30 protein-coding genes are annotated in these 26658 nt (G+C 63.9%); 13 read left to right on the forward strand and 17 right to left on the reverse strand.

Features of this window, described 5'->3' with window-relative positions; all coding sequences use genetic code 11:
* Nucleotides 1–7: 7 nt before the first annotated feature.
* From betI to cyaY, 6 genes are all read right to left on the reverse strand, one after another.
* On the reverse strand, nucleotides 8–715 hold the full coding sequence (betI, locus tag A8950_RS03775; protein WP_166644983.1) for a transcriptional regulator BetI: 708 nt from the start codon (nucleotides 713–715) through the stop codon (nucleotides 8–10).
* Nucleotides 716–729: 14 nt separating this feature from the next.
* Nucleotides 730–1962 carry an aromatic ring-hydroxylating oxygenase subunit alpha gene (locus tag A8950_RS03780; protein WP_133612264.1) on the reverse strand — a complete coding sequence of 411 codons (1233 nt, stop codon included), beginning with the start codon at nucleotides 1960–1962 and terminating at the stop codon, nucleotides 730–732.
* 290 nt (nucleotides 1963–2252) lie between these two features.
* Entirely contained in the window at nucleotides 2253–3161 is a 909-nt protein-coding gene (locus A8950_RS03785; protein WP_133612265.1) for a pseudouridine-5'-phosphate glycosidase, read from the reverse strand.
* Between the two features lie 35 nt (nucleotides 3162–3196).
* Complete coding sequence (locus tag A8950_RS03790) at nucleotides 3197–4123, reverse strand: carbohydrate kinase family protein (RefSeq protein ID WP_133612266.1); 927 nt, start codon at nucleotides 4121–4123, stop codon at nucleotides 3197–3199.
* 9 nt (nucleotides 4124–4132) lie between these two features.
* The gene (locus A8950_RS03795) at nucleotides 4133–5998 is read right to left on the reverse strand and encodes an ABC transporter transmembrane domain-containing protein (protein WP_407644222.1); all 1866 of its coding nucleotides are present in this window, start codon (nucleotides 5996–5998) and stop codon (nucleotides 4133–4135) included.
* Nucleotides 5999–6006: 8 nt separating this feature from the next.
* Nucleotides 6007–6360, reverse strand: coding sequence for an iron donor protein CyaY (gene cyaY, locus A8950_RS03800; protein WP_133612267.1), 354 nt, complete (start codon nucleotides 6358–6360; stop codon nucleotides 6007–6009).
* Nucleotides 6361–6596: 236 nt separating this feature from the next.
* Between cyaY and A8950_RS19995 the strand changes: the two genes are divergently transcribed.
* Genes A8950_RS19995 through A8950_RS03815 form a run of 3 tightly spaced genes read left to right on the forward strand, consistent with a single transcriptional unit; the run spans nucleotide 6597 to nucleotide 9422 of the window.
* A complete protein-coding gene (locus A8950_RS19995) occupies nucleotides 6597–7076 on the forward strand; it encodes a DUF6932 family protein (RefSeq protein ID WP_133612685.1) in 480 nt (159 codons plus the stop codon).
* Nucleotides 7073–8350, forward strand: coding sequence for an XRE family transcriptional regulator (locus A8950_RS03810; RefSeq protein WP_133612268.1), 1278 nt, complete (start codon nucleotides 7073–7075; stop codon nucleotides 8348–8350). The genes A8950_RS19995 and A8950_RS03810 overlap by 4 nt, the downstream gene beginning before the upstream one ends.
* Nucleotides 8337–9422: a beta family protein gene (locus A8950_RS03815; RefSeq protein WP_133612269.1), complete on the forward strand. Its 1086-nt coding sequence runs from the start codon at nucleotides 8337–8339 to the stop codon at nucleotides 9420–9422. The genes A8950_RS03810 and A8950_RS03815 overlap by 14 nt, the downstream gene beginning before the upstream one ends.
* Here the strand turns inward: A8950_RS03815 and A8950_RS03820 are convergent.
* Entirely contained in the window at nucleotides 9376–9972 is a 597-nt protein-coding gene (locus tag A8950_RS03820; RefSeq protein WP_133612270.1) for a sce7726 family protein, read from the reverse strand. The genes A8950_RS03815 and A8950_RS03820 overlap by 47 nt on opposite strands.
* A gap of 384 nt (nucleotides 9973–10356) precedes the next feature.
* On the opposite strand from A8950_RS03820, the gene rpmE reads away from it, so the two are divergent.
* Nucleotides 10357–10581, forward strand: a complete 225-nt coding sequence (gene rpmE, locus A8950_RS03825; protein ID WP_133612271.1) for a 50S ribosomal protein L31 — start codon at nucleotides 10357–10359, stop codon at nucleotides 10579–10581.
* Nucleotides 10582–10679: 98 nt separating this feature from the next.
* Here rpmE and A8950_RS03830 read toward each other — a convergent pair whose 3' ends face one another.
* Nucleotides 10680–11129 carry a DUF1465 family protein gene (locus tag A8950_RS03830; RefSeq protein ID WP_133612272.1) on the reverse strand — a complete coding sequence of 150 codons (450 nt, stop codon included), beginning with the start codon at nucleotides 11127–11129 and terminating at the stop codon, nucleotides 10680–10682.
* 270 nt (nucleotides 11130–11399) lie between these two features.
* On the opposite strand from A8950_RS03830, the gene A8950_RS03835 reads away from it, so the two are divergent.
* Nucleotides 11400–11861 (forward strand): Hsp20 family protein, encoded by a 462-nt coding sequence (locus tag A8950_RS03835; protein WP_133612273.1) that lies wholly within the window; start codon nucleotides 11400–11402, stop codon nucleotides 11859–11861.
* Nucleotides 11862–12329: 468 nt separating this feature from the next.
* Here the strand turns inward: A8950_RS03835 and A8950_RS03840 are convergent, their stop codons facing one another.
* Nucleotides 12330–12524 (reverse strand): DUF1192 domain-containing protein, encoded by a 195-nt coding sequence (locus tag A8950_RS03840; protein ID WP_243735522.1) that lies wholly within the window; start codon nucleotides 12522–12524, stop codon nucleotides 12330–12332.
* A 95-nt stretch (nucleotides 12525–12619) separates the two neighbouring features.
* Between A8950_RS03840 and A8950_RS03845 the strand changes: the two genes are divergently transcribed.
* Nucleotides 12620–13618, forward strand: a complete 999-nt coding sequence (locus A8950_RS03845; protein WP_208109728.1) for an NAD(P)H-quinone oxidoreductase — start codon at nucleotides 12620–12622, stop codon at nucleotides 13616–13618.
* 218 nt (nucleotides 13619–13836) lie between these two features.
* Nucleotides 13837–14496 (forward strand): DUF1013 domain-containing protein, encoded by a 660-nt coding sequence (locus A8950_RS03850; protein WP_133612274.1) that lies wholly within the window; start codon nucleotides 13837–13839, stop codon nucleotides 14494–14496.
* 127 nt (nucleotides 14497–14623) lie between these two features.
* On the opposite strand, the gene A8950_RS03855 is transcribed toward A8950_RS03850, so the two are convergent.
* Nucleotides 14624–15202, reverse strand: a complete 579-nt coding sequence (locus tag A8950_RS03855) for a hypothetical protein (RefSeq protein WP_133612275.1) — start codon at nucleotides 15200–15202, stop codon at nucleotides 14624–14626.
* A gap of 140 nt (nucleotides 15203–15342) precedes the next feature.
* Here A8950_RS03855 and A8950_RS03860 point away from each other — a divergent pair, with 140 nt between their 5' ends.
* From A8950_RS03860 to A8950_RS03875, 4 genes are read left to right on the forward strand one after another with little or no spacing between them, the layout of a single operon-like run.
* The gene (locus A8950_RS03860; protein WP_133612276.1) at nucleotides 15343–15699 is read left to right on the forward strand and encodes an ArsR/SmtB family transcription factor; all 357 of its coding nucleotides are present in this window, start codon (nucleotides 15343–15345) and stop codon (nucleotides 15697–15699) included.
* A complete protein-coding gene (locus tag A8950_RS03865) occupies nucleotides 15696–16463 on the forward strand; it encodes a hypothetical protein (RefSeq protein ID WP_133612277.1) in 768 nt (255 codons plus the stop codon). Before A8950_RS03860 ends, A8950_RS03865 begins: the two co-directional genes overlap by 4 nt.
* Nucleotides 16464–16476: 13 nt before the next feature.
* A complete protein-coding gene (locus tag A8950_RS03870; RefSeq protein WP_133612278.1) occupies nucleotides 16477–17016 on the forward strand; it encodes an SRPBCC family protein in 540 nt (179 codons plus the stop codon).
* Nucleotides 17017–17021: 5 nt separating this feature from the next.
* Entirely contained in the window at nucleotides 17022–17450 is a 429-nt protein-coding gene (locus tag A8950_RS03875; protein WP_133612279.1) for an SRPBCC family protein, read from the forward strand.
* Between the two features lie 4 nt (nucleotides 17451–17454).
* Here A8950_RS03875 and A8950_RS03880 read toward each other — a convergent pair whose 3' ends face one another.
* Nucleotides 17455–18696 (reverse strand): MFS transporter, encoded by a 1242-nt coding sequence (locus A8950_RS03880; RefSeq protein ID WP_133612280.1) that lies wholly within the window; start codon nucleotides 18694–18696, stop codon nucleotides 17455–17457.
* Nucleotides 18697–18909: 213 nt separating this feature from the next.
* Between A8950_RS03880 and A8950_RS03885 the strand changes: the two genes are divergently transcribed.
* Nucleotides 18910–19479: a hypothetical protein gene (locus A8950_RS03885; RefSeq protein WP_133612281.1), complete on the forward strand. Its 570-nt coding sequence runs from the start codon at nucleotides 18910–18912 to the stop codon at nucleotides 19477–19479.
* A gap of 354 nt (nucleotides 19480–19833) precedes the next feature.
* Complete coding sequence (locus A8950_RS03890; RefSeq protein ID WP_133612282.1) at nucleotides 19834–20769, forward strand: GNAT family N-acetyltransferase; 936 nt, start codon at nucleotides 19834–19836, stop codon at nucleotides 20767–20769.
* A gap of 7 nt (nucleotides 20770–20776) precedes the next feature.
* Here A8950_RS03890 and A8950_RS03895 read toward each other — a convergent pair whose 3' ends face one another.
* The 6 genes from A8950_RS03895 to efp all read right to left on the reverse strand — a co-directional run bounded on the left by A8950_RS03895 (nucleotide 20777) and on the right by efp (nucleotide 26526).
* Nucleotides 20777–21385 (reverse strand): class I SAM-dependent methyltransferase, encoded by a 609-nt coding sequence (locus A8950_RS03895; protein ID WP_133612283.1) that lies wholly within the window; start codon nucleotides 21383–21385, stop codon nucleotides 20777–20779.
* Between the two features lie 2 nt (nucleotides 21386–21387).
* Nucleotides 21388–22539 (reverse strand): peptidoglycan -binding protein, encoded by a 1152-nt coding sequence (locus A8950_RS03900; RefSeq protein ID WP_133612284.1) that lies wholly within the window; start codon nucleotides 22537–22539, stop codon nucleotides 21388–21390.
* Between the two features lie 3 nt (nucleotides 22540–22542).
* Nucleotides 22543–23688, reverse strand: coding sequence for a flagellar motor protein MotA (locus tag A8950_RS03905; protein ID WP_133612285.1), 1146 nt, complete (start codon nucleotides 23686–23688; stop codon nucleotides 22543–22545).
* Nucleotides 23689–23746: 58 nt separating this feature from the next.
* Nucleotides 23747–25012: an OmpA family protein gene (locus tag A8950_RS03910; protein ID WP_133612286.1), complete on the reverse strand. Its 1266-nt coding sequence runs from the start codon at nucleotides 25010–25012 to the stop codon at nucleotides 23747–23749.
* 134 nt (nucleotides 25013–25146) lie between these two features.
* Entirely contained in the window at nucleotides 25147–25938 is a 792-nt protein-coding gene (locus A8950_RS03915) for an inositol monophosphatase family protein (RefSeq protein WP_133612287.1), read from the reverse strand.
* Nucleotides 25939–25959: 21 nt separating this feature from the next.
* Nucleotides 25960–26526 carry an elongation factor P gene (gene efp / locus A8950_RS03920; protein ID WP_133612288.1) on the reverse strand — a complete coding sequence of 189 codons (567 nt, stop codon included), beginning with the start codon at nucleotides 26524–26526 and terminating at the stop codon, nucleotides 25960–25962.
* Nucleotides 26527–26658: the final 132 nt, after the last annotated feature.

Raw genomic sequence — 26658 nt, forward strand, 5'->3', positions numbered from 1 at the left:
CGGGTTTTCAGGCGGCGCTGCCGGCCGCGTCATTGGCAGCGGGGCGGCGACCGAATTCATTCGGGAAAAGGCCGGCCAGGAAGGCGCGGACACTGGCCTTGGCGGTTTCTCGGTCGGTCTGCTTCGGGTTGATCAGCATGTCGAGCCAGAGACCGTCGATCATGGCATTGAAGCCGCGCGCGATGAGAGCGGGGTCAATGTCCCGGTAGCCGCCTTCCTCGATCAGCCGCCGCATGGCGTCGGTCATGCTCTCCTGGAACGAGGTCGACAGGTCGGCGCAGAGTTTCGAGAATTCCGGCCGCCAGCGCGTCTCGCCCCAGAAGGCGTACCAGACGGTGACGTATTTCCGGTTGGCGTGGGTGCGCGCGAAATCCGCCTCGATCATGGCGTCGATCTGGGCGGCGGCGGATTTGCCGGCGCGGGCCAGCGTCTCCTTCACATGGCGCTCGTAATCGTCGACCAGGTGTTTGAGGGTCGCGATGAGGAGCGCATCCTTGCTCTTGAAATAGAAGTTGACGATGCCGACGGACAGCCCCGCCGCCTCGGCCACATCGGCAATCTTCACGTCGGAGAATCCCTTGCGTGCGATGCCGTCGATGGTCGCTTCGATCAGCTGCTGGCGGCGCGCTTCCTTGGCCAGTTCCCGGCTCATGCTCCTCGCCTCGTCTGGCGACGATCGCCGGGCGATGCCGGAACCGGCGGGGAAAACCACCATGCGCCCCATCCCGGTCAGGCCGCCGGTCGATCCTCCGCCAGCAGGGCATCGTTGCGCCGCCGCACGGTCCCGGATTCCGGCGCCTGCTTCTGGTTGACGACCGGACAGGCGGCGCGAATCCGATTGTGGAAATCTACCACCGCGTGCTCGTAATTGGAAAGCGGGCCGGGCTCGTAGCCGTGGCTCAGCATGCCGAGCTGTACGCGCTCGCACAACTCCCGGTCCTCGGCGCCGACCTGGCGGTTGATGCGCTGGTTGAGATACTGCACCACGCGGCGCTCGCGGCTGATTTCGCCCCGGGAATCGGGCCGCACGAAGACCGGATAGCGCATGGTGCAGCTGGTCCCGGTGCGGGGCAGGATCTGGAAGATGTCGAAGCTGTCGGGATAGATGTCGAGGCCGATATTGGGGGCCATGGAATAGAACAGCCAGGTGCGGCGCGTCTCGGGATCGAGCTCCTCCAGCACTTCCGGCGCCATCTTCTGGTACATGCGCTCGGCCCAGTTGCTGGAGGGCTTGTCCTTCAGCACGCTGACGCTGTGGGCGACGCCGTGCCGGTTGATGACGCCGGCAAGGTCGCTGTCCAGCAGGCGATGATAGCCGGGATGGCCGACCGGCACATGGTAGTTCTCGAGATTGTTGTCGACCGCGATCTTCCAGTTGCAGTTCCAGGTGTCGATCCAGGGCTCGCCCGCCGGCACCATTTCCTCCAGGCGATAGGGGGCCAGCAGGTCTGCCGCCTCGCCGAAGCTCTCGCGCAGGCTGGGGCCGCCGGGAACGATGCGGATGAAGACGAGGCCATGCAGGATCTCCATCTCGACCGGTTTCAGGCCGAGCTTCTCCTTTTCCACGCCGGGAAAGGTGTGCTGCGACGGGATCGCCTTCAGCTCACCCGTCATGTCGTAGCTCCAGCCATGGTACGGGCAGGTGATGCGCCCCTTGCAGCTGCCGCTGCCGTCCAGCAGTTTGGCTGCGCGGTGCCGGCAGACATTCATGAAGGCGCGCAGATCCCCATCCTTGCCGCGCAGGACGACCACCGAATCCTTCATCATGTCGAGGGTGGCGAAATCGCCCGCCTCGCGGACCTGGGAGATGTGGCAGACGAACTGCCAGGAGGGCAGGATGACGCGCTCGTATTCCAGTTCCGCCAGTTCGTCACTGCCATAGGTCCAGGCCGGCAGGCTGACCGCCAGTTTGCCGTGCTGCGGACCATTCTGCTGTCCCGCGAGGTTTTGCATCATCGTCATGACCGGCTCCCGATTGATCGCGTCTATATAGTCGTGATCATCTATTATGATACAAACAAAGTCAATGAATTCATCTAAATAGAATACTTATGCTGAATGGTGGTTCAATCAAAAACTAGAGGATTCAAGGACTTGGCGGCCCAGTCCTAAGCGGGCTTTCGGCGCTGCGGGATGGGCAGCAGGCCCCCGCGCCTTGCAGGTCGGCAATCGCCCCCCGCATGCATCTTCGCCTTCGTCTCCGGGGACGTGTCGTGGGAGTGGGGTGGGGTGAGGTGAGGGAGCTGCGCCTGTCAGCTGGCGACGGCTGTGGCGATTTCCGCGGCGAGGCGGGCGTTGTTGCGGATGAGCGCAATATTGGCGGCGAGCGAGCGCCCCTCGGTGAGTGCTGCCACATGCTGCAGCAGGAAGGGCGTCACCGCCTTGCCCTTGATGCCCGTCGTATCGGCTTCGACCAGGGCGGCATGCACCTGGCGCTCGATCTCGAGGGCGGGGATGGCATCCTGTTCCGGGATCGGGTTGGCAATAACGAGGCCGCCCTTGAGGCCCATTGTCCATTTCGCCTTCATGATGGCGGCGATCTCGGCGGCGCTGTCGGCGCGGAAGGGCGATTTCAGCCCGCAGCCGCGCGAATAGAAGGCGGGGAAGTCGTCGCTGCCGAAGGTGATCACCGGGACGCCCAGCGTCTCAAGATATTCGAGCGTCAGGCCGAGGTCGAGGATCGCCTTCGCCCCCGCGCAGACCACCGCCACGTCGCTTTGCGCCATCTCCTGCAGATCGGCCGAGATGTCCATGCTCTTGGCGGCCCCGCGATGCACGCCGCCGATGCCACCGGTGGCAAAGACGCGGATACCCGCCATGGCGGCGATGCGCATGGTGGCGGCGACCGTGGTGGCGCCGTTGCCGCCGGTCGCCACCAGCACAGCCATGTCACGGACGCTCGCCTTCGCCAGCGCGGCTGATTGCGCGATATGCGCGAGCTGGCCGTCATCGAGCCCGACCTTCAGCCGCCCGTCGAGAATGGCGATGGTGGCGGGCACGGCGCCGCCGTCACGGATGATGCGCTCCAGTTCGCGGCCGGTCTCCAGGTTCTGCGGGTACGGCATGCCATGGGCGATGAGGGTGGATTCGAGGGCGACGACCGGCCTTCCGGCCTTGATGGCGTCGGCCACTTCCGGCGCCAGGTCGAGATAGTTCTGCATCGGCCGCCTCCCCATGGGCTTGATCCTGCCGGGTGTCATCCTGTTGCGACGCTGCGAGCCGACCGCACGGCGCGGGATGCCATTTCCTGGCCCTTCCGGGCAGACTGCAGGGCGCTGCGTCCGCTGGCAAGGCCGAGGGCGAAGCCCGCCACCATGGCATCGCCAGCCCCGGTCACGTCGAGGATGCGCCCCCTTCCCCGGGCAGGGATCGCCTGCTGCCGCCCGTCGGCGCCGGAGAGGAAGCAGCCGGCCTTGCCGAGCCCCACCAGCACCTGGTCGACGCCGCGCGCATGGAGCGCCTGCGCCGCCGCGGCGAGATCGCGCGCGCTTGCCACCGGCCGCCGGGTCAGGGCGGCCAATTCGTCGCGATTGGGGGTGAGGGCGGCGAGCGGCAGCCTTGCCTTCAGCACCGCGCCGAGGCGCGCCGCCTTCGGCACCGAAACCGGATCGATCACCAGCGGGCGCCCGGCATCCGCCGCGATCCGCGCCAGCGCTGTCAGGCAGGGGCCAGGCAGGTTGCAATCCGCCACCAGCAAATCGGCCGCCGCCAGCGTTTGCGCGTGACGCTCGATATCGGCGGGCGTCAGCGCGTCCATCAGGCGCATGTCGCTGACCGCGATGACCAGCTCGCCCTTTGCGTCCAGGATCGCGTTGTAGCTGCCGGTGGCACCGCGCCGCCAGGCGAGGAGGGTGGTATCGATGCCGGAGGCCCGCGCCTCGCGCCGCAGCCGGTCGCCCATCGCATCATTGCCGACGATACTGAACAGCGCGACATCCGCCCCCGCCAGCGCCAGATTCTCGGCGATATTGCGGGCGACGCCGCCGGCGCTGGTGACATTGCTGCCGGGGTTCGAGGTTCGCGGCACCGCCTTGCCGGCGATGCGGCTCTTGATGTCCAGATTGGCGCCGCCCAATACGATGATTTTCGGCCCGGTGATTTTTGGCGCGATGATTTTCGGCACGGTGCTGGCCTACTCCGCTGCGTCCGGCTCGGCGGCCCCGCTGGCAGCGGCCCCATTGCCTGTGACCGGGTCGGGCCGTGCCGGCTGGTCGAACTGCAATTCGGCGAGGCGCGCGTACAATCCGCCCTGGCGAATGAGCTCGGCATGGCTGCCGATGGCGACGATGCGCCCCTTGTCCATGACCACGATGCGGTCGGCCTTCAGCACGGTGGCGAGGCGATGCGCGATGACGATGGTGGTGCGCCCCTGCATGGCGCGGTCGAGCGCCGCCTGCACCATCTGTTCCGATTCCGCATCGAGCGCCGAGGTCGCCTCGTCGAGCAGCAGCAATGCGGGATCGCGCAGCACCGCGCGGGCAATGGCGATGCGCTGGCGCTGACCGCCGGAGAGGCGCACGCCGCGCTCGCCGAGATGGCTCGCCAGGCCCTGCGGCAGGCGATCGAGGAATTCGGCGGCATGGGCGGCGCTGGCGGCGGCGCGCACCTCCGCCTCGTTCGCCTCCGGCCGGCCATAGCGGATGTTGTCGGCGGCCGTGGTCGAGAAGATCACCGGGTCCTGCGGCACCAGCCCCATGGCGCCGCGCAGGGCTTCCGGCGCGAAGCTGCGGATGTCGCTGCCGTCCAGCGTGATGCCGCCCTCATCCGGGTCGTAGAAGCGCATCAAGAGCTGGATCACCGTGGTCTTGCCGGCACCGGACGGCCCCACCAGGGCGATCGTCTCGCCGGGCTGGATCTCCAGGCAGAAATCGTCGAGGGCCAGCGCCTCGGGTCGCGACGGATAGCGGAAGGTGACATGGTCGAATTTGATCCGCCCCGCCACCTTGGCCGGCAGCTGCTGCGGGTGCGCGGGTGCCGCTATCACCGGGCGCGTGTTGAGAAGCTCCAGGATGCGCTCCATCGCCCCCGCCGCGCGCTGCAGATCGCCCACCACCTCGGTGATGGCGCCCAGCGACCCCGCCGCCAGGATCGCATAGAAGACGAAGGCCGACAGCTGCCCGGCCGAGATGGCGCCGGTCAGCACGTCCCTGCCGCCGATCCATAGCACGATCGAGATGGCGCCGAAGATCAGCAGGATGACGATGCCGGTCAGGAACGCCCGCGCCTTCACCCGCTGGCGCGCCGCGTCGAAGGCCTCCTCGACCCGCGCGCCGAAGCGCGCGCGTTCGTGCACTTCATGGGCGAAGGCCTGCACGGTGCGGATGCCATAGAGGCTCTCGGCCGCATCGGCCGAGACTTCGGCGATCTTGTCCTGCGACAGGCGCGACAATTTGCGCACCTTGCGGCCATAGACGATGATCGGCGCCACCACGAAGGGGATCACCAGGAAGACAAGGCCGGTCAGCTTCGGGCTGGTGATGAACAGCATGATGGTCGCCCCCACCAACATGATCGCGTTCCTGAGCGCGATCGAGGCGGAGGAGCCGACCACCGTCTGCAGCAAGGTCGTGTCGGTGGTAAGGCGCGATATCACCTCGCCGGTGCGCGTCACCTCGAAAAATCCGGGCGACAGGCTGACGATATGGTCAAAGACGGCCTTCCGGATATCGGCCACCACGCGCTCGCCCACCCAGGTCACCAAATAGAATCGGGTATAGGTGGCGGCGGCCAGCAGCACGGTGACGCCGAACAGGCCCAGCACCGCCTGGTCCAGGATCGCGGGGTCGCCCAGGCCGAAGCCGTTATCGATCAGGTAGCGCATGCCGCTGCCGAGCGCCAGCACGGTGCCGGCGGTGATGGCAAGGGCCACGGTGCCGGCGGCGATCTGCCAGCGATAGGGTTTGACGAAGCGGATGAGGTCGAAGAGGTGCCGGTACTGGCGCGAAACCGGCCGGTCGGGCTGATTGCCCCGCGTCATGTCGGCCGGCATCCGCGCCATTCCGGTCCTCAGCCCCGGCTGCCGGGTGCAACGGGGGCGAGTTCCACCGCCGCGCCGGCGATGGCGGAAAACTCGGCCGAGAGCACGGCATGCAGATCCGCCCCGCCCCGCGTCGGCTGCCAGCGGCCGCTTGCCGGATCGAAGGCATAATGCGCCGCACCGCTTTTCGGGCTGGACAGCCAGATCTCCTTATTGGCGGCATGCTTGTTGATGACATAGGTGCCGCCGTCCTCAAGCTCGATAGTCAGCACCGAGCCCTGGAGGTCGATATCCTCGATCCCGTCGGCCACGCCATCCTCGATCTCGGCCATCAGGGCCTTCAGCGTGGCATCGGCCAGTTTGTCGAAGGTGGCTTCATCCATGGGGCGCTCCGGCATTTCGGCAGGCCGCCCCGGGGTCGGGCGCGCGGCCTTGATCGGCATCACATTAATGCCCTGACATACAAGGCTTAAGAATGCCTCGCAACGGGGAAAGCCCGGCGGCCGTTAACCATTTTGTCGCGGGCTTGGCGATCCCTTATCCGCTTTCACCGAGTCCGATCCGCGGGGACTTTCATGTGTCACTTGCCTTTCCATTCTTACAACATTATTGTTGTATTATGATTCCTCCTCTAATTCATTTTACCGGCTCTCCTTGGCCGCTTTTGCCTCCGGGCATACACGAAGCAAGCCTCGCTGAGGTCGCGGCGGCATTCGCGACTAATCCCTGGAGGCGAAGCCTCTTTGATGGGTTGGTTGATGCGTCAGGCAGACTTTTGCGCGCTGGATGTCTCAGGATTTATCTGGACGGCAGTTACGTGTCCGGGAAGCCTAAGCCAGGCGATTTCGATGCTTGCTGGGACCCAGTTGGGGTTGATCGATCGAAGCTCGATGATGTGTTTCTGGATTTTCGAAACGGACGTGCTGCGCAGAAAGAAAAGTTTAAGGGAGAGTTCTTTCCGTCTTCGATGACGTGTGCTGACGTCGGGCGAGCATTTGTCGAGTTTTTTCAGCAGGATCGTTATTCAGGGAAACAGAAGGGAGTCATTTCTATTCCGCTTTCGCACGATCCGCTCCTATTCGGGAAAGTAGAATCATGATCTACAGTGACAAGCAGTACAGCGTATCAAGCGCGCAGCTTGCAAAGTTGCAGCAGGCGCTTGCTGCCGCGAAGGAGCACACTTCAGATCAGTCTTGGCTCAAAGACGCGGAAATTAATGCGCTCAAAAGCCAGATTGCGGATATTGAGGCTGAGCTTCTGGAATATGAGTTGCTTAAGTCTGGCGAAGTTGCCTTCTCGAAGACATATGATCTTGAGGAGTTGCCAAGAGTATTGGTGCAGGCGCGGATCGCGGCTGGCATGAGTCAAACGGACCTCGCCGAGAAACTTAACATGAAGCCGCAACAAGTGCAGCGGTACGAATCGACCGACTACATGGGAGCGAGCCTTTCGCGATTGATCGAAGTATCGCGCGCACTTGGGGTAACAGCATCGGGAAGTTTTGAAGGTCCAAGGCATGCAAGCAATTCGGTATTCACGTGGGGTGACTTTCACAATGTCGCTTGGGGGCAATTTCCATACAAGGAAATGATAAAGCGCAGATGGTTTGATGTGCCGCGTGGTGCGAACCCAATTGAGAAAGTGAAAGAGTATTTTTTTAGTGCAGCCGGACCGCAATTTGCGACGGCATTGCATAGGAAGAAAGTTCATAGCGGAAACGTGCCCAATGAGTATGCGCTGCTAGCTTGGCAGGCACGTATACTGGAACGTGCACGTGCTAAAGTCGAAGCAGGCAAGATTGGCGCGTTTGAGTTTGATGATAGGTGGTTGAAAGACCTGGTCCATCTAACCCAAAGAAAAGATGGCCCGGCGCAAGCGAGAGAACTTCTGGCAGCGAAAGGTATCATCCTCGTCGTCGAACGACACCTGCCTGGATCATATCTGGACGGTGCCGCAATGCTTGCTGAAGGGGGTCTGCCAGTCATTGGCCTAACGCTGCGCTACGACCGATTGGATAATTTTTGGTTCGTGCTGATGCACGAACTGGGGCATGTCTTCCTCCATCTTTTCGATGGGTTCCGTTTTGACTTCTTCGATGAGGAGAGCGCCAGCGATAACGATGTGATCGAAGCAGAGGCCGACAGGTTTGCTCTCAATGCGTTGATATCGGAAGAATTGTGGGATCGGTGCCTATCCCGGTTTGCGCTATCAGAAGAAGCAGTAGAGATTGACGCACAAACTATTGGAATCGACCCCTGCATCATTGCCGGTCGTATCCGCAAAGAGCGCGGGAACTACACCATCCTAAACGAACTAGTCGGTCAAGGCCAAGTGCGGTCGCAACTTGATGAGGCGAGCGATGATCTTGACTAAGGACATGTACGTGCCCGCATTGCGCTGGCGCCAAGGTGAGTATCAAGCGCTGGCGAGTCTTCCGGCTGCAGCCAAGGATCGTGTCTTGCCCTATGTTATCATTCCAGAGGTCGAGTTCGATTTTGAGTTGTGGCAACCGAAGAAAACTGTTCAGGAACACGTTCACCCATTTGCGGCTCGCTTCAATGCCAAATGGGGGCGTCGGCCAGCGCTGGTCGGCGTGCATCCGAGCATTTCAGAGAAACCGATGGGTGACGGTCGGGACACCTTCACTTATGTATTTGAAGCCTTGCGTGCCTTTCAGGCTACTGCAATACCGGTTATCCCGCTTGATGCATCTGTTGCCATAACAGCCTCCGTTCGAACAATCATTGCTGTCGATGGACAGGGGGCAGCTATAGCAGTTCGAATTGTCGATCTTATGAAACCGGATGCGCGGGCGCGCCTTGAAGCCCTTGCGAAATCGCTTGGGGTGGGGCTCGACGATATAGATTTGATTGTTGATTTCGGGGCGGCAAATTTTGAGCCATACGATGCGTTCGCTGGGGCATTTATTTCTGCCATGCGCCGACTTGGTGACGTAAGCGCCTTCCGCAATTTCGTAGTAGTTGGCACTGCCATCCCTGAGAGCTTTAAAGACGTCGCGAAGGGAATGGATAAACTAACGCGGCATGATTGGCTATTTTATCAGACGCTTATCAGCCGACTGCCTGTTGGCATGCGACGTCCAAACTATGGAGACTACACGATTGTCCATCCGGAGTTTGCTCCTGTAGACATGCGCAAGGTCAAGTCGGCCGGCAAGTTGGTTTACACGACGTCGGAGGTTTGGGAAATCCGAAAAGGAGGGGCGTTTCGTGACAACCCGGAGCAGATGCATGATCATTGCGCTTCGATTTTGGCCTCCGGCAAATTCAGCGGCGCGAGTTTTTCAAGCGGCGACGATTACATAGCCAAATGTGCCATTCGAGCGAAAGGACCAAGCAATCAGCCTTGGTGGAAGTTTGTCACTATTAACCACCACATCACTCATGTGCTGAATGACCTCGCCATCTTTGCCGACGGGTCATGACGCGTCGAATAGTGCCTGTGAGTTCGCGTAGAGTCATGTTTTCGCAAAGCAACTCGTAAAGCTGTCTTCTCGGCTTCCGTAGATCCTTTGCTCTATATCCAGCCAGGCTAAGCAGGTCGATAACTTCATCACGCCAAAGTAGATGCGCCAGCATGATCGGATCTAAGTCGGGGTTAGTGGCCGAATCTCGTACTACACAAAAGTTGATCGCACCTCTTGGACCTTGCTCGGCGGCAATAACGCCGCTCCAGTTAGGTGCGCTAGCCAAAATGCTCGCTACATGCTTTGGTGCTGCAACGAAAGTGAGCTTTTCAAGTGTCTGGCGATAGATGTTGATCTGGGTCTCCAGTCGCTCGAGGGTATCGATTGCACTCTTTATTTCGTAACCGTGAATGCATCCATTAATGACTGCCACATCGATACGACTCTTAGCGTGCGCTAGTCCAAGTTCGTCGATAACAAGTGCGTCAGGGTGAGTTTTGAAGCGCCGCAGGCGCTTGGCATGCAGTGCGAGACGAATATCTGAGTCTCTTGTTCCGATCCCAATCATTGTCTACGCGTTTGGCCCTTCTAACGTTCCTCATCCAGAGTTTCTGCGTTGGATTGACACTCGAATTTGCACCCAATGTAAATGACGAAACGCGTCAGTCGCGCCCGCTCGGGCAGCGTCTGGACTCGTAGTGTTCTTAGCGGCGCTGGAGGTAGTGATCCTGGAGGCCAAGAGGTGTGGATTTCTGAGGCCTCTGAAGATTGATCCAAATATGGTTAATTTTTGCTTAAACGAGGGGAGGTTGCCAAGAAATGAGCGGCGGCGTCCCCAGCCCCCGGACCCTTGCCATCCCGGCCCCCCTTCGTTATAAACCGGCCCCAATTGGCCCAAGGGGGGAACCCTCTTCCGGGTCGTTTCCCATTGGAGCCGTTAGGAGTTCGCGCCATGAAGGCCAACATTCATCCCGACTACCACGAGATCAATGTCGTCATGACCGACGGCACCAAGTTCAAGACCAAGTCGACCTGGGGCAAGGAGGGGGACACCCTCAACCTCGACATCGACCCGAAATCGCACCCGGCCTGGACCGGCGTCCACCGCCTCCTGGATTCCGGCGGCCAGTTGGCCAAGTTCAACAAGCGCTTCTCGGGCCTCGGCCTCAAGAAGTAAGCCCGCGCTTCCCATCCAGCGCCGGCAAGGACCAACGGCCGCCCCTGGGGGCGGCCGTTTTCTGTTGGCGAACCGGAGATCTTGATCCGAGCTGGCGTTCAGTTCGGGCCGCTGCCGCGCTGCGGCGGCCAGGAGCCGGCCACCCCGCGCTGCTCCGCCCGGTCGCCGATCTGCGCGTCGAGATGGGCGATTCGCTCATAGAGGTCGAGGCTTTTCGCCAGCAGGGTCTGGAAGTCGCCCGGCATGTGGCGCATCTCTTCGGCGGTGTCGCGGCCGCAGAGGTCGTGGCCGCCGAGGCGGCGCTCGGGCTGCAGCGCCTCGTCGAGGGTGAGTTCGCCGGTCAGCACGGCGCGATGGGTCAGCAGCCAGGCGAGGGATTCGGTCAGGCGCGACACCAGGCGCATGGTCTCGACCGAGGTGGTGAGGCCCTGGTCGATGGTCAGTTGCCGGTTGTCGCTCTCGGCACGGTCACTGAGATAGCGCCGCGCCTCGACCAGCAGGCTCATCGTCTCCGACATGGTGCGATCATAGAATTCAATGCTGGCCAATTCAGTCTGCTCGCTTCTCGCCTGCAGTTCGCCGCCATTCCGTCCGCCGGCTGCCCATTTTTGCACGGTGCGCGGCTTTCGGTAACAGACATCCAAGTGGTTAACAAAGCGTGATGAACCCGCGCCGGGGGGGCTTGAATGGCACCGGCCACCACCTAGATGTAGCTCTGCCGGTACGCCCGATCGTGGGTGCCGGTTCAGTTCGCCGGGTCGATCATCGTGATGACCCGTATCGTTGAACCCATGTTGCTCAAACCGGAGGATATGGCCATGCGCAATCTCGACCTCTCTCCCCTGTTCCGTTCCTCGATCGGCTATGACCGCCTGTCGCGCCTGATGGATGCCGCGCTGCGGACCGACGAAAGCCAGCTTTCCTATCCGCCCTACAATATCGAGCAGGACGGTGAAGATTCCTACCGCATCACCATGGCCGTGGCCGGTTTCGCGGAAGCCGATCTCACCATCACCGCGCAGGAGAACCAGCTCGTTGTCGCCGGCAAGCCGGCCAAGGACGAGAAGCCGCGCAACTTCCTGCATCGCGGTATCGCTGGCCGCGCCTTCGAGCGTCGCTTCGAGCTTGCCGACCATATCCGTGTCGTCGGTGCCGAGTTGGTGAACGGCCTGCTGCATGTCGATCTGAAGCGCGAGGTGCCGGAGGCGATGAAGCCGCGCACCATCAAGATCGAGGCGGCGAAGCCGCAGCCGCGCGTGATCGAGAACGAAGCCGCGTAAATTGGCGGCTGGCATGATGGCCGGGCATTGTCTCGGCCGCTATGCCGAAGCCAGAAAAGCGGAGGGCCGCTAACCGGGATCATCCGGTTGCGGCCCTCTCTATTTTCGTAAAGCCTCAGACCTGTCTAACTTGTCGCAGGCGAAAGTTAGGGTTGGAAGGCCGATGAGGTCAAGCCAGATTCGCGCATTCTACGGGCCAAACGCGCATTCGTGATGACAGCGTAATCCTGATTCGATCTGTCGTGATTTGATGCCGCACCTGCAAAAAAGAAAACCGCCGATCAGTGGACCGGCGGCAAGTTAGACAGGGAGGCATGAAACTGGATCGGAGAGATCCAGGAGAGGAAGAACGAGGTTCTTCCTGTCTGCCAAAATATCCTGCACGCGTGAACAAAGTGTTAACGGGAATCGAAATTTTCTTGCGTTCTTGCTGCTTTTCTGGGCGCTCTGCCCAGACTGAATGCATGTTCACTTTTTGAACAGGCTTTCAGCCGCCGAAAGATGCTTCTTCTTGCGCGCGATGTCTTCCTCCACCCGCCGGATCTCGACCTGCAATTCGGCGATATAGGCGTGAAGTTCGTCGACCGACATCGGCTCCAGGTTCTTCGGCTTCGGTTTCGCCTTCAGGGGTTCGAGATCGTCGGTATCCATCGCCTTGCTCATGACTTACGGGGATATCCGCGCAGTCTAATGCCGGGCCTTGCCAATTGCCATTCCGTGCCGCTAGGTCGGGGAAACAGTTCTTCCAAGAGGTCGCCATGATTCCCGCCGAGATGAACGCCGTCGAGATCGCCAGCTTCGGCGGGCCCGAGGTCCTGAAGCCCGCGCGCCGTCCGGTGCCGCAACCGGGGCCAGGCGAGGTGCTGATCAAGGTGGCGGCGGCCGGCATCAACCGGCCCGACGTGCTGCAGCGCCAGGGCGGCTATGCGCCGCCGCCGGGTGCCTCCGACCTCCCCGGCCTCGAGGTTGCGGGCGAGATCGTGGCGATGGCGGCCGACGTCACCGGCTGGCGCATCGGCGACCGCGTCACGGCACTCGTCTCCGGTGGCGGCTATGCCGAATATTGCACGGCGCCGGCGCCGCAGGTGCTGCCCGTGCCGGCGGGCTTCGATATGGTGCTGGCGGCGGCGGTGCCGGAAACCTTCTTCACCGTCTGGACCAATGTCTTCGAGCGCGGGCAATTGCGACCCGGCGAGACCTTCCTGGTGCATGGCGGTTCCAGCGGCATCGGCACGACGGCCATCCAGCTGGCCCATCATTTCGGCGCGCGCGTCATCGCGACGGTGGGTTCGGATGACAAGGCGAAGGCCTGCCGCGACCTCGGCGCCGATCTCGCCATCAATTACCGCGCGCAGGATTTCGTGGCCGAGGTGATGGCGGCAACGCAGAAGAAGGGCGCCGACCTCATCCTCGACATGGTGGGCGGCGATTACATCAACCGCAATCTCTCCTGCCTCGCCCTGGATGGCCGCCTCGTCATGATCGCCTTCCTGCAAGGCTCGAAGGCCGAGGTCAATTTCGCCCAAGTGATGATGAAGCGGCAGACCATCACCGGCTCGACGCTCCGCCCCCGCTCGGTGGCGCAAAAGGGCGCCATCGCCGCCGCCCTCCGGGAGAAGGTCTGGCCGCTCCTCGAGGGTGGCCAGGTCAAGCCGGTGCTCTACCGCACCTTCCCGCTGGCGGAAGCAGCGGCAGCCCATGCCCTGATGGAATCCAGCGCCCATACCGGCAAGATCGTCCTCACCATAGACGCCTGATTCCAAGGGCTTAGCGCCGGGATCACCGTCTGGCGCCAGGATTGCCGCATGGATCGCCGCAAAGATTGCCCTTGAGCGCCACCGGGGCGGGTGCTATGTGCCTCGCTTGAGGATCGCTGGCTGTCGGCCAGCCGGGCGGTCGTTTTTCCAAACATGGTCAAGTCGTTAGCTTGACCGCCCGTCGGGGTTGCCGCCCCGGTGGCGAAGGAGGATGAGTCATGACCCAAGTTCTGATGCCCAAGGCGACCGCCGTCTGGCTGATCGACAACACGGGCCTTAGCTTCGAGCAGATTGGCGCCTTCTGCGGCCTGCACCCGCTGGAAGTCCAGGGCATCGCCGATGGCGAGGTCGCGATCGGCATTGTCGGCCAGGACCCGATCGCCAACGGCCAGCTCACCGCCGAAGAAATCAAGCGCTGCGAGGACGACACCACCGCCAACCTGAAGATGGCGAAGTCGGACATCCCGCAGCCGCTGACCCGCACCAAGGGCCCGCGCTATACCCCTGTCTCGAAGCGCCAGGACAAGCCGGATGCGGTGGCCTGGCTCATCCGCCATCACCCGGAACTTTCGGACGCGCAGATCTCGCGCCTCATCGGCACCACCAAGCAGACCATCGCCGCCATCCGCGACCGCAGCCACTGGAACACCGCCAATCTGCGCCCGCGCGATCCGGTGCTCCTCGGCCTCTGCACCCAGACCGACCTCAACGCCGCGATCCTCAAGGCGCGCAAGGCAGCTGGCAAGCCCGCGACCCTCGATCCGCTGCCCGGCGAACACGCCGAGGAAGCGCCGGAGCCGATGCAGCAGCCGCTCGAGGACCAGGGGCAGAGCTCGCGCTGGGGCGATCTCTCGGCGCTGTTCCCGACCAAGAATTGATCATCCGCGCGCCAGCGTGGAAATGACGACTGTAGAAAAGACGACGGCGCCGCGATAAGCGGCGCCGTTTTTTCTTCTGTGCGATGCGGATACTGCGCCGAAGAAAGGCCTCGGCGCCGTCATCCGGTTACAGTCGCGCCGTGGCGTAACGCCCCACAGGCACCTCGCGGTCATTGATCCCGGCCCAGAAGCGGCCGAGCAGGCGGCAGCCGTCGAGGGTCAGGCGGCAGAGATCTGCAGCACCCATCTCGACCAGCGCCGGCCGCTGGCCGCTTCCCGGCACGCCGCGCGCCAGGTCGCGGCAAAGAAACCGCGTCGCCTCCGCCGGCTCGCCGAGGCGCCGCGCATAGATCTCGATGCCGAGGCCTTCCTGCGTCGCGATCTCGATGAAAAGACGTGCATGCGAAAGCCGCAGATCGCTCCGTGCCGCCCGGAACAGGGCGAGGAGCGAATGCGGGCCAGGCTGCGCGCTCCTTTGCGGGGTGGCGACAACCCGCTGTGCGGCGCCGGCGGGGAAATAGACCGGTGTTTCGCCGTCCGGCAGCAGGCGCGCCGCCGCGCGCCCATCGGCTACCAGCCGGCTGCAGGCAAGGCCGATCTCCTGGCTTTGCGTCTGGCCGCCAAAAACCGCCTGGGCGAGTTCACGCGTCGTACGGCCCGGCCTTGCCACCAGCAGATATTCGATCACGTCGCCAAGATTGGCCATCCCCAGCCCCGATCCCCAGCCGCAATAATTGTCAGACTAGAGCACATTCATCGTGGCTGCCAGAGGGTCGCTGAAACAGACGCATTTTTACCTTATAATTTCGTATTGACTTAATTAAGTAAATCATGAAATAAAGGCGCATGGACAGTTTCGCAGCCCTTTCCGACCCGACCCGTCGCCGCATTGTCGAATTCCTGGCGCCGGGAGAACAGCAGGCGGGTGCCATTGCCGCCCAGTTCGATCTGTCGGCGCCGGCCATCTCGCAGCATCTCAAAACCCTGCGCGAGGCCGGGCTGGTGCGGGTGCGGGTGGACGGGCAGCGGCGCATCTACAGCCTCGACGTGCACGGACTTGCCGAGATGGACGCTTGGCTCGCGCGCGTGCGGGCGTTCTGGCAGGGGCGCCTCGATGCCCTTGAGGAAGCCTTGCGCGCGGAGGATGCGGCGGCAGCGCGCGGTCGCAGGAAGGGCCCCGCGAAGAAGGGAGAGCGGACATGATGCGGCATGGCGTCATCACGTTGCGATCGGCCTGCGCGTCGGCACTGCTCGCCCTTGGTCTCATCGCAGCGACAGATCGGGCGACTGCAACCGACACAACCATCGAGCGGATGCCGGCGGCCCTGGAATCCGCCTTTGCCTTGAGCGCCCTGCCGCCGACCCTGCGCGATGAGGCCGGCGTCTATCTGCTCGACCCGGGAAAGGGTTACTACCTCGCGGCTCAGGGCAGCAGCGGCATTGCCTGCCTGGTCCAGCGCACGGCCTGGGAAATGGCCGATTACCGCGACGACATCTATTTTCCGCTCTGCTACGACGCTGCGGGTACCGCAACCTATCTCAAGGTGATCATGGATACCGCCGCCTTGCGCAGCGAGGGGCTGGAGCCTTCGAAACTAAAGGCGCTGGTCGAGCAGCGCTACCGGGACGGTACCTATCGGGCGCCCGAGAAGGCGGGGCTCTCCTACATGGTCGGGCCGCTGATGCGCACGGTGGGGCCGCCGGACATGCAGGTCCATACCATGGCGATGCCGCATCTGATGTTCTATGCGCCGGGCCTCAGCAACGCAGATATCGGGGCGAAGCCCGACCTCGCCAACCCGGGAAGCCTTGCCAATCCCTTCGTCGACCGGCAGGGCAACGACGCCCAGAGCTACATCATCCAGATGATCGGTGAAGCGGAGAAAGCCCGCATCCTCGCCGACGAGAAGCCGCTGCTGGAGGCGCTTTGCGCCTATCGCGACATTCTCTGCCTGCATCACCCTTGAGAGGAGCCGACCCATGAGCCCGCAAGTCGCCGAAAGTCATGGCACCATCACCGAAGCCGGCACGATCGTCTTCGAACGCCTGCTGCCGGGTCCGATCGAGCGGGTCTGGGAATTCCTCACCGATTCGGAAAAGCGCGGGCTGTGGCTGGCGCGTGGGCCGATCGAGCCGCGCATCGGCGGCCGGGTGGAACTCAGCTTTCGCAACGCCGAACTGTCGCCGGTCAAGGCGCCGCCGCCGAAGAATTACGAGGACGCCGATTGCAGTTCGGTCACCGGCAAGGTGACGGCCTGGGAGAAGCCGCACCGTCTCGCCTATCTCTGGGGCGATGGCGGCTCGGAGGTGACCTTCGAACTCGCGCCCGCGGGCCGGCAGGTGCGCCTCACCCTGACGCACCGGCGTCTCGACAACCGCCCCATAATGGTGAGTGTTGCCGGCGGCTGGCATGCCCATCTCGGCATCCTCGCCGACCGGCTCGCAGGCAGGGCGCCGCAGCCCTTCTGGCCGACCCATACGGCGCTGGAACGCGACTATGATGCGCGCATTGCCGGGTGACCGCCATGCCCAGCATCGAGCAGATCCAGTATGTAAAGGCACCCATCGGCAAGGTTTTCGCGGCCCTCACCACCGAACCCGGCCTCGCCGCCGTGTGGACCGACAGATTGTCGGTGACCCCAGCGCTGGGTGCCGTCAACACCTTCCATTTCGGTGAAGGCAAGCCGGACCGCATGAAGGTGGTGGCCTTCGAGCCCGACCGGCGCGTCATCTGGGAATGCATCGATTCCGACCCGCAATGGATCGGCACCGAGATCAGCTTCGAGCTGGAACAGAGAAGGGACAAGGTGGCGGTCACGCTGAAACAGGAGAAATGGCGCGCCGTCACCGAGTTCTACCGCTTCTGCAATTACAATTGGGGCGTCTTCCTTTTGAGCCTCAAGGGCTATTGCGAGGACGGCAAGGGGCTGCCCTACCAGGACCGCAAGTTCTGAGCCCTCATTCCGCTGGGAGCGGGGCGAGGCGCCCGGTACCGCGGTCCCTCATCAGGAACACCATCAGTCCGGCGAGGATCGCGAGGAAGATGGAGGAGAGCCAGATCCACTCGTAGGTTCCGATATTGTCGAAGAGATAACCGCCGGCCATGGCGCCGAGTGCTCCGCCCAGGGAATGGCCGGCAGAGATGAGGCCCATGGCGAGGCCCATAACGCGGAGACCGAGATGCGAAGCGGCGAGACTCGCCGTGGGCGGCACGGTCGAATAGTCGAAGATGCCGAAGAGCACGGCAAAGACCATCAGCAGTTCGACCTCGACGCCGATGTTGAGGAGCACGATGAAGGTGAGGCCGCGCAGCACATAGATCCCGCCCAGCAGCGTCACCCGGTTCATGCGGTCGGTCAGCCAGCCGGAGAAGATCATCCCTAGCATGTTGACCGCCGAGAGCAGGCCATAGGCCGTGGCGCTGGTGACCGGCCCGAAGCCGCAGAACTGGGCATAGGGCATGAGATGCGTCTCGATCACCCCTGTCGTGGTGAAGCCGCAGAGGAGGAAGCTCCAGAACAATATGTGGAAGGCGGGTTTGGTCAGCAGATAGGCTGTGTCGGCGGCGAAGCTGCCCTGGCTGCCGTGATGCGCGGCGGCGCTGCCCGGGCGCGGCGCCAGCATGCGCCAGAGGAGCGGCGCCAGCATCAGGCAGGCGATGCCGATGGCGGCATAGCTCCAGCGCCAGCTGAATTGGGCAAGGACGAGGGCGATCAGCGGCACGATCAGGAATTGCCCGCCGGTCGAGCCCGAGGTGGCGATGCCAAGGGCGAGGCCGCGATTGCGCTCGAACAGGCGCGCGATCGCCGTCGAGACCACATGGGTGGCAACGATGCTGAAGCCGGCACCTGCGATCACGGCCAGCGCCAGGGAGAAAACGAAGCGGTTGCTGGTGGCGGCGATGGCGAGGCAGCCGATGCCGATGAGGACGAGGCCGCCCGCGAGCAGCACCCGGACACCATGCCGGTCGACCATCCGCCCGGCAATGGGGGCGAGGCCCGCCATGACGAGAAGCGTCACCGCGACCGTGTTGGAGACATGGCTCCTGGACCAGCCGAGCTCGCTTTCCCAGATCGGCATGACAAGGCCGGTCGCGGCGCGCGCCGAAAAGGCGAGGGCAAGTGCCAGGAAAGCAAAGCCGACCACCAGCCAGGGCAGCAGATTGAAAGTTGACTGGTCCGGTCTTGGTGCCTCGCTCATTCTCTCATCCAATTTTCTGTGATGCCGTTCGGATCTCGGACGGCGGGCGGTCGCATCGCACGATGACGCGGCGCGGTCCAGTACACAAGCCGTACCCGCCGGCAGGACAATCCTCGTCCCGCGAACCCGCAACGTGTGCCGCGTCATAGTCTTGGACCCCTGGTCCCGGCTAGTCTTGTCCATTCTTGCGCTCGATCCCGAGGAGGCCCTGCCATGCGCAGCCTGCGGTCCGTGCTCTCCCTCCTGTTCGCCCTGGGCCTTGCCGCCTGCTTCGTGCAGCACGCCGAGCCGATCGGGGTGGCCGAGCCGGCCCGCGCCGGGCAATGGTCCGGCCTTTGGGTGGCACAGCCAGTCGAGCCCGGTGGCGAGCCCGGTTTCTTTCGGGTCGAGGATGTCGAGCCGTCCTCCGGGCGGTTCAGCGTGGCCGAGGCGGATCCCGACGGGAACCCGATCGAGGATGCCATTCCCCTGTTGTTGCGGCGTGTCGACGACACCTTGTTCATCGAGGTGCAGGAGAAGGACGGCGACCCCTGGCGCCTCTTTGTCGTGGCGTCGATGCAAGCCGACCGGCTCGAATTGGCCTGGAAACCGGTGGGTGAGCGGTTTGCTGTCGCCTTTACCGACGGGGCATTGGCCGGCCGCCTGGTGGTGGGGAGTGAGGTCGTGCCGGACGAACTGGTCCTCACCGATTTCACGCCGCAACGGCAAGGCCAATTCGCACGCAACTGGGCCGGCTTCTTCCTGCCGGAGCGCCTTGTCCTCATCCGGCCGGTCAACGAGTGAACCGCCCTTTCGCGGCCGACAGATGATGGCGGCCTTCCGCCGACTCGCGAGGCGCGGCAGATTTTTTGGGCCAGAATTCCTCGAATTCACCCCTGGATGTGCTGGATGTCCTAAAAGCGTACACAATAAGTAACTCAATTAAAAAGAAAACTTGCCAAAAATTCACATAAAATTTTAACGACTTGCGCTTTAGGATTGATTTTGTTGAGAATGAGAACCGCATCCTGTCGGGTGATTGGCTAAGGGGACAGGATGCCTTGGGCGCGAGTCCTGACGGGAATCGTTCTTGCCAATGCCTGGGTCCAACAGAAGGGATTTCGGGCAGAAGGGATGGCGGGAGCGAGCGAGGGGTGCATGACGCGGATCGAGAGCCAGTCCCAGATCGGGGGCCAGATCGAGGTTTCCGTCATCAAGGAGGTTGCTGACCTCCTGGAGGCGATGGAGATTCGCCGGGCGGTCTTCGTGCATGAATTCGGCTGCGCCGAGCACGAGGAATTCGACGGCAACGATTTCAGTGCCACCCAGATCATTGCCCGCGTGCACGGCCAGGTGGCCGGCACCATGCGGCTGCGCTATTTCGCCGATTTCGTCATTCCCGAACGCCTTGCCGTGCTGCCGCAATTTCGCAAGGGCCGCTATGGCGCCCGCGGCGTCGCCTTCGCGCTCGGCACCTTCGGCTTCAATTTCGCCCGCATGAAGGGCTATCGCCGCTTTGTCGGCTATTCGGTCCTGGGGTTGGAGCGTTTCTGGGACCATCTTGCCATGGCCAGTGACGGTCGCGTCGAGCGCTATGGCGACCACAGCATCGAATGCTCCGGCTCGATCTGCATCGGCGTCTTCGGCGCCCTCGATCCGATGAGCGGTGCGGTCGAGGGACGCGAGAACCATCATCTGCTGACCGCCTGCGAGGCCGATCTGCCGATGCTGGTGGCGGCCCGCGCCGCCGACATCCGCCGCGTGGCGGCCGAACTCGACGCCGCCGAGCGCGATCGCCAGGCGCATCTGGAACTGGTCATGGCCGGTACTGCCGCCAGCGACCGCCGTGCCAGCGACCGGCGCGGGACCGACCGTCGCGCCGGCGACCGGCGCCGCAACGACCGGCGTGCCGGCGAATGGTGGAATGCCGCCCCCTATCCGGGCGACCGGCGCCTCGCCAACCGGCGCTTGGCCGAGCGCCGCGACACGGCACAGGATCGCCGCGCCGCGGACCGCCGCACCGGCGACCGCCGCCAGGAACTGCGCCTCAGCCCAGCCGGCCAGCCGCAATTCGAATTCCACCAGATGGCGTGACGGGGCGCTAGAAGCCCCGCCCGAATACCAGCCGCGACCAGGTGACTTCGTCGCGCTGGAACTTGTCCTTCTTCCCCGCGAGCATCAGTTTCGTCTCCAACCCCAGCGCCTCGCCGAGCGCGCGGATGTTGTCGTCATCGACCGGGAACATGCGTCGGCCCGGCGGCGTGGGGCCGTGACGCAAGGACAGCGCCAGGATGCCGCCGGGGGCGATCAGCTCCGCGACGTTCGCCAGGATAGAGCCGCGTTCTCCGGCGTCGAAATGCATCAGCACGGCGGTCAGCATGACGATGTCGAAGGTCTTGCCCCGTGCCCTGACCCGCGCGAGGTCGGGGAGGGAATCATCCAGCCACTCGATCAGCGGCGAGGGGTGCAGGCGCACGGCATGGGCGCGCATCTCGGCCACGGGCTCGACCGCCAGGACATGGTCGCCCATGGCCGCGAAACCGGCGGCGTCGCGCCCGGTGCCGGCGCCGATATCGAGCACGTGGCGCGGCTGCGGCGGAAAGAACGGAAAGATCGGCCGGTGCAGCGCCTCGAAGGTGAAGCTCTCATACTGGACGGCGAGCCGATCGGCTTCCCTGGCATAGCCATCCGTGCCGGGGATCGGCGTCATCCTCAGCGCTGGTCCAGCTTGAACTCGATGCGGCGGTTCTTGGTGAAGGCCTCGTCCGTATCGGCGGGGTCGAGCGGGCGGAACTCGGCGTAGCCGGCCGTCACCAGGCGGTCGGGCGGCAGGCCGCGATCGATCAGGTATTTGGCGACGGCGACGGCGCGGGCGGTGGAAAGCTCCCAATTGGACGGGAACTGATAGGTGGCGATCGGCCGCTTGTCGGTATGCCCGTCGATGCGCAGCACCCAGTCGAGGTCTTCCGGAATGTTGAGCGAGAGCAGGATCAGCGTCGTCGCCAATTCGTCGAGCTGCGCCTTGCCGGCCTCCTCAATGGTGGCCGAGCCTGAGGCGAACAGCACCTCCGACTGGAACACGAAACGGTCGCCGACGATGCGGATGTCGTCGCGATTGCCCAGCACCTCGCGCAGCCGGCCGAAGAATTCCGAGCGGTAGCGCGCCAGTTCCTCGACCTTCGACGCCAGCGCCGCGTTAAGGCGGTTGCCGAGATCGACGATCTGCACCTCCTGCTCCCTGGTCTTTGCCTCGGAAGCTTCGAGGAGGGCGGAGATGCGGGCCAGTTCCTGGCGGAGCGCCAGCGTCTGCTGATTGAGGATTTCCATCTGCAGCCTGGCCTCGTCGGTAATCTTCTGCTTCTCGTCATCGGCCGAGAGCAGTTTCTGTGAGAGATCGTCCTTGAGGCTCTGCAGGGCGGCGATGTCGGCCACCAGGGCGGCGATGCGCTCGCGGTCGGCGTCGATGGTCTGATAGGCCTCTGCCAGCTTTTTCGCCTGTTCCTCGGAAAGGGCCGATTGCCGCTGTGCCGCGTCGCGCTCGCCGATCACCACGGTGAGCTGGTCCTTCAACTGGTCGCGCTCGGCGGTGGAACTCGCCAGCTCGCCGGACATCTGCGACAGCTGGGCGCGGAGATCCTCGCTGGTCTTCTGCTCCATCGCCAGCATCGAGGCGATCTCCAGCACCTGCGCATTGAGCTTGGCGAGCGCGTCGTCGCGGCCGGAGAGGGCGAGCGAGAGGAACATCTGCGCCACCACGAAGACCATGAGGACGAAGACGATGACCATGAGAAGCGTCGACAGCACATCGACATAGCCCGGCCAGGCCTCGAGCGGTCTTGAGCGGCGGCCTCTGGCGGCGCTCATGCCTTACCGCTCGCTGCTGGCGGCGGCGGCGATGGTGCGGGCCAACACCTTGATCTCGGCGCGGATGTCCTGGACCGACTGGTTGCGGCCCTGGGCCACATCCTCGGCCAGACGCGCGAGATGCGTGTCGATATTCCTGAGATGGGTCCGGCTGTTGGCGTCGATGCCGAAGCCGCCGCTGGCGGCGAGGTCGCCGAGGCGGCCCAGCGCGCTGCGCATCTCGCCCTGCATCTCGGCCAGGCGCGCCGTCACCTGCTGCTGGTTGTTGAGCTGGTCGCCCAGCATGACCAGCTGGTCGGCCAGCAGCTTGAAGCCCTGGGCCGAGGCGCCGCGCGCCTCCTCCGAGCGCTGCATGATGCGCTGCAGCTCGCCCATCGATTCCGCGGTCTGCTCCAGTAGCGCCTGGATATAGGCCGGGATCGGCTGGTCGCCGGCATCGGCGAAGGCGCCGCTGCCACTGGTGAGCCGGGTCTGGCCGGAGAGCCAATCCTCGAGCTCGTTGAAGAATCGGTTCTGCGCCTGGCTCGCCTGCAGTTCCAGGAAGCCGATGATGAGCGAGCCGGCGAGGCCGAAGAGCGAGGAGGAAAAGGCGATGCCCATGCCGGAAAGCGGTGCCGCCAGGCTGGACTTCAGCGTGTCGAAGGTGACGGCGGGGTCCTGGCCGCCGACAATCTGCAGATTGGTGATGGCATCGGCCACCCCCTTGACCGTGCCAAGCAGGCCCCAGAAGGTGCCGAGCAACCCTAAGAAGATCAGCAGGCTGGCGAGGTAGCGGCTGATCTCGCGGCTGTCGTCGAGGCGCGACTGGATGCCGTCCAGCAGCGAGCGCAGCGAGGAGGCGTTGAGGGTGAACCGCCCGGTCTTGTCCTTCAGCATTGCCGCCATGGGGGCGAGCAGGCGCGGCTGGGCGAAGCTGGACGGATAGCCGGCCTTGCGGAAATCCTCCAGCCAGTTGATGTCGGTGTTGAGGCGGATCACCTGCCAGAAGGTGAAAATGATGCCGATCACCAGCACCACGATGATGCCGGAATTCAGGGCCGGATTGTGCGAGAAGGCAATCGAGATCGGCCCCGCCAACAGACCGGTGGTGAGGCCGACCGCCGCCAGCGCCACCAACATCCAGATCAGTTGACGTGTCGGTCGGCTCATCGCGGATGGCTCATGTCAGAATTGCGCTGGTCGCAATCGCTCGCTGCCGGCGCGCCGGTCAGCCGGCACTCGGCACGATATCGACCCGGTCGGCCGGGCCGCCCTCGCTCTTCGAGCCCAGCGCCCGCACGTCGATGCGGTTCGAGCGCACGCCCTTGTTGATGAGGTATTTGCGCACCTCGAGGCCGCGCGAGAGTGCCTTGCGGCGGGCCTGGCTCTCGTTCTCGCCGCTGGCGCTGCTATAGGCCAGCACCTGCACCTTGATGCTGTCATCCGCCATCATGCGGTCGGCAATGGCGTCGAGTTCGCCGTTGGCACCGGCCGGCAGATCGTCGGCGCCGGGGTCGAAGACGAGGCGTGCCGAGCCGGCGGGGAGCGCCGCGGCGGCGGCATCTTCGGCCGGCGCTTCCGCCTCGGCGGCGGGTTCGACCGATGCGGTTTGGGTTTCGCCCTCGGCCGGCGGCTCGATGGTGGCGGGCTCGGCCGGCGCTGCCTCGCTGACGGGTTCTTCCGCTGCCGGCGCGGCCGGGGTCGCCTGAGCTTCAGCGGCTGCGGGTGCCGGGGCTGCCGCGATGGCACCGGCGGCGGTCTCGGCGGGCGAGGGTACGCTGGCCGGCACCTCGCTCGGCGGGGCCGGCGGGGTTGGCGGGCCGGATTCAAGCTGGGCCTCGACCGCCGCGACCTGAGCCGCCGCGGCTTGCTCGACCGCATCGGTGCTGGCGGCCTCACTCGGGACCACCTTGCGCGTCGTCTTCCGGGCGAAGTTCGGGTCGAACGGCTTGGCGCCGGGCTGCGGTGTCCCGATCAGGGCGACCGGCGCCTGGCCGGGGACGTTGAGATAGCTTTGCGGCGCGCCGGGATAGCCAAGCCCCGCCTGCTGCGGGGCATAGGGGTTGGCATAGGGCGCCACGAAGGGCGCCTGGGGAATCGGCGCGTTATAGGTGATCGGGCTGACCGCCGCCGGCCGGCCGGCCGGTCCGGTCGTCACCTGACCGGGCAGGAACTGGCTGCTGGGCGCTGCATAGACCGGCTGATAGGCCGGCGTACCATAATAGACTGGCGCAGCATAGGCCGGGGCCGCACCCTGCGGCGTGAAGACCGATTGCGGCTGTGCGCCCGGCGTTCCATAGGGCTGGTAGCCGGGGACCGGGTAGCCCGGTGCCGCATAGGGATTGAGCGCGCTGTAGTTGACGGTGACCGGGCCGTTGCCTGCCTGCGGAAAATAATAGGCTTGCTGTGCCTCGGCCGTCCCGGCCAGCGCCATCAGCGATGCCGCCACCATGCCCGCCGCCAGAGCGCGTCCGGAAAAAGCCTTCTGGGTCATATCCCGCCTGCCACTGCCTTGATTTTGTAGATCGCGATTTGGCGGTGACTATAACCGATCCGATTTTGTCCCTACAACCCGCGCTTTTGCGAAGCGGCAGAAGATGTTAGCGCCCACAGCCATCGTCGCGCGCGTCAGCGGTGGCCGATCAGCGCCTGAATCGGTGCATGGAGGGTGTTGTTGCTGGCCAGGATCTCGCCCGACTTCAGCATGCTCTGCCCGCCCTTGAGATCGCTGACATAGCCGCCGGCCTCCTTCACCAGGACGATGCCGGCCGCCATGTCCCAGGGCGAAAGAAATTCTTCCCAGAAGCCGTCGTAACGGCCCGCCGCGACATAGGCGAGGTCGAGGGCGGCCGCCCCCAGGCGCCGCACGCCGGCGGTCTCGCGCATCGCCTTGTCCATCTGGCCGAGGAAGCGGTCGAAATGACCGTGGCCGCGGAACGGGATGCCGGTGCCGAGCAGGCATTCGTTCATGTTCTTGCGCCCCGAGACGCGCATGCGCCGCTCGTTGAGGAAGGCGCCTGCCCCCTTCTCGGCCCAGAACAACTCGTCCTTGATCGGGTCGAAGACGACGCCGGCCACGATCTCGCCCTTGGCTTCGAGGGCGATCGAGATGGCGAAATGCGGAATCCCGTGCAGGAAATTGGTGGTGCCGTCGAGTGGGTCGCAGATCCAGCGATGATCCGGGTCGGAGCCTGCCTCGGTCCCGCTCTCCTCCATCATGAAACCGAAGCCGGGCCGCGCCTTCTTCAGCTCTTCCTTGATGATGCGGTCGGCCTTGATGTCGGCATTGCTGACGAAATCGGCCGGCCCCTTCTGCGAGACCTGCAGCTGTTCCACCTCGCCGAAATCGCGGCGCAAGCTGCGGGCCGCCTTGTCGGCGGCCTTGCACATGACATTGATGAGGGCCGAACGGGTTGCCATCGCTGGGTCAATCGCCTCCGCTCAGTCGCGCGCGCGTTCGACGTATTCGGAATCGGCTGTACGCACGACGATCCGGGTGCCGCTTTCGACATGGGGCGGCACCAGCACGCGGACACCGTTCTCCAGTACCGCCGGCTTGTAGGAAGAGGAGGCGGTCTGGCCCTTCACCACGGCATCGGCCTCGGTGATCAGGCAGACCACGGTTTCCGGCAGGGTGACCGAGATGGGCGAATCCTCATAGCTCTCGACTGTCACCACCATGCCTTCCTGCAGATAGACCACCGGCTCGCCGATCAGATCTGCATTCACGGTCAATTGCTCGAAGGTCTCGTTGTCCATGAAGGTGTAGTCCTCGCCCGAGGAGAACAGGAACTGGTATTCCTTCTCATCGAGGCGCACGCGGTCGACCGTGTCCGACGAGCGGAAACGCTCGTTCAGCTTGGTCCCATCGCGGATGTCCTTCAGTTCCACCTGCAGGAAGGCGCCGCCCTTGCCGGGCTTCACATGCTGCGTCTTCACGGCGCGCCAGAGGCGGCCCTGGTGCTCGATGATGTTGCCGGGACGGATGGCGTTGCCGTTGATCTTCATGGCGACCTGGTCAGTTTCTCAAAAGTGGGGAAATAAGGGGAAATGGATTTTTTGCGAAAGCGGGCGGGTTCTAGCAGGAAGGACCCGGGGAGTAAACCGGGCCGCTGTTCGTTGGCAGACATCCCCGGCGAT

Source organism: Dongia mobilis (assembly GCF_004363235.1).
GTDB lineage: Bacteria > Pseudomonadota > Alphaproteobacteria > Dongiales > Dongiaceae > Dongia > Dongia mobilis.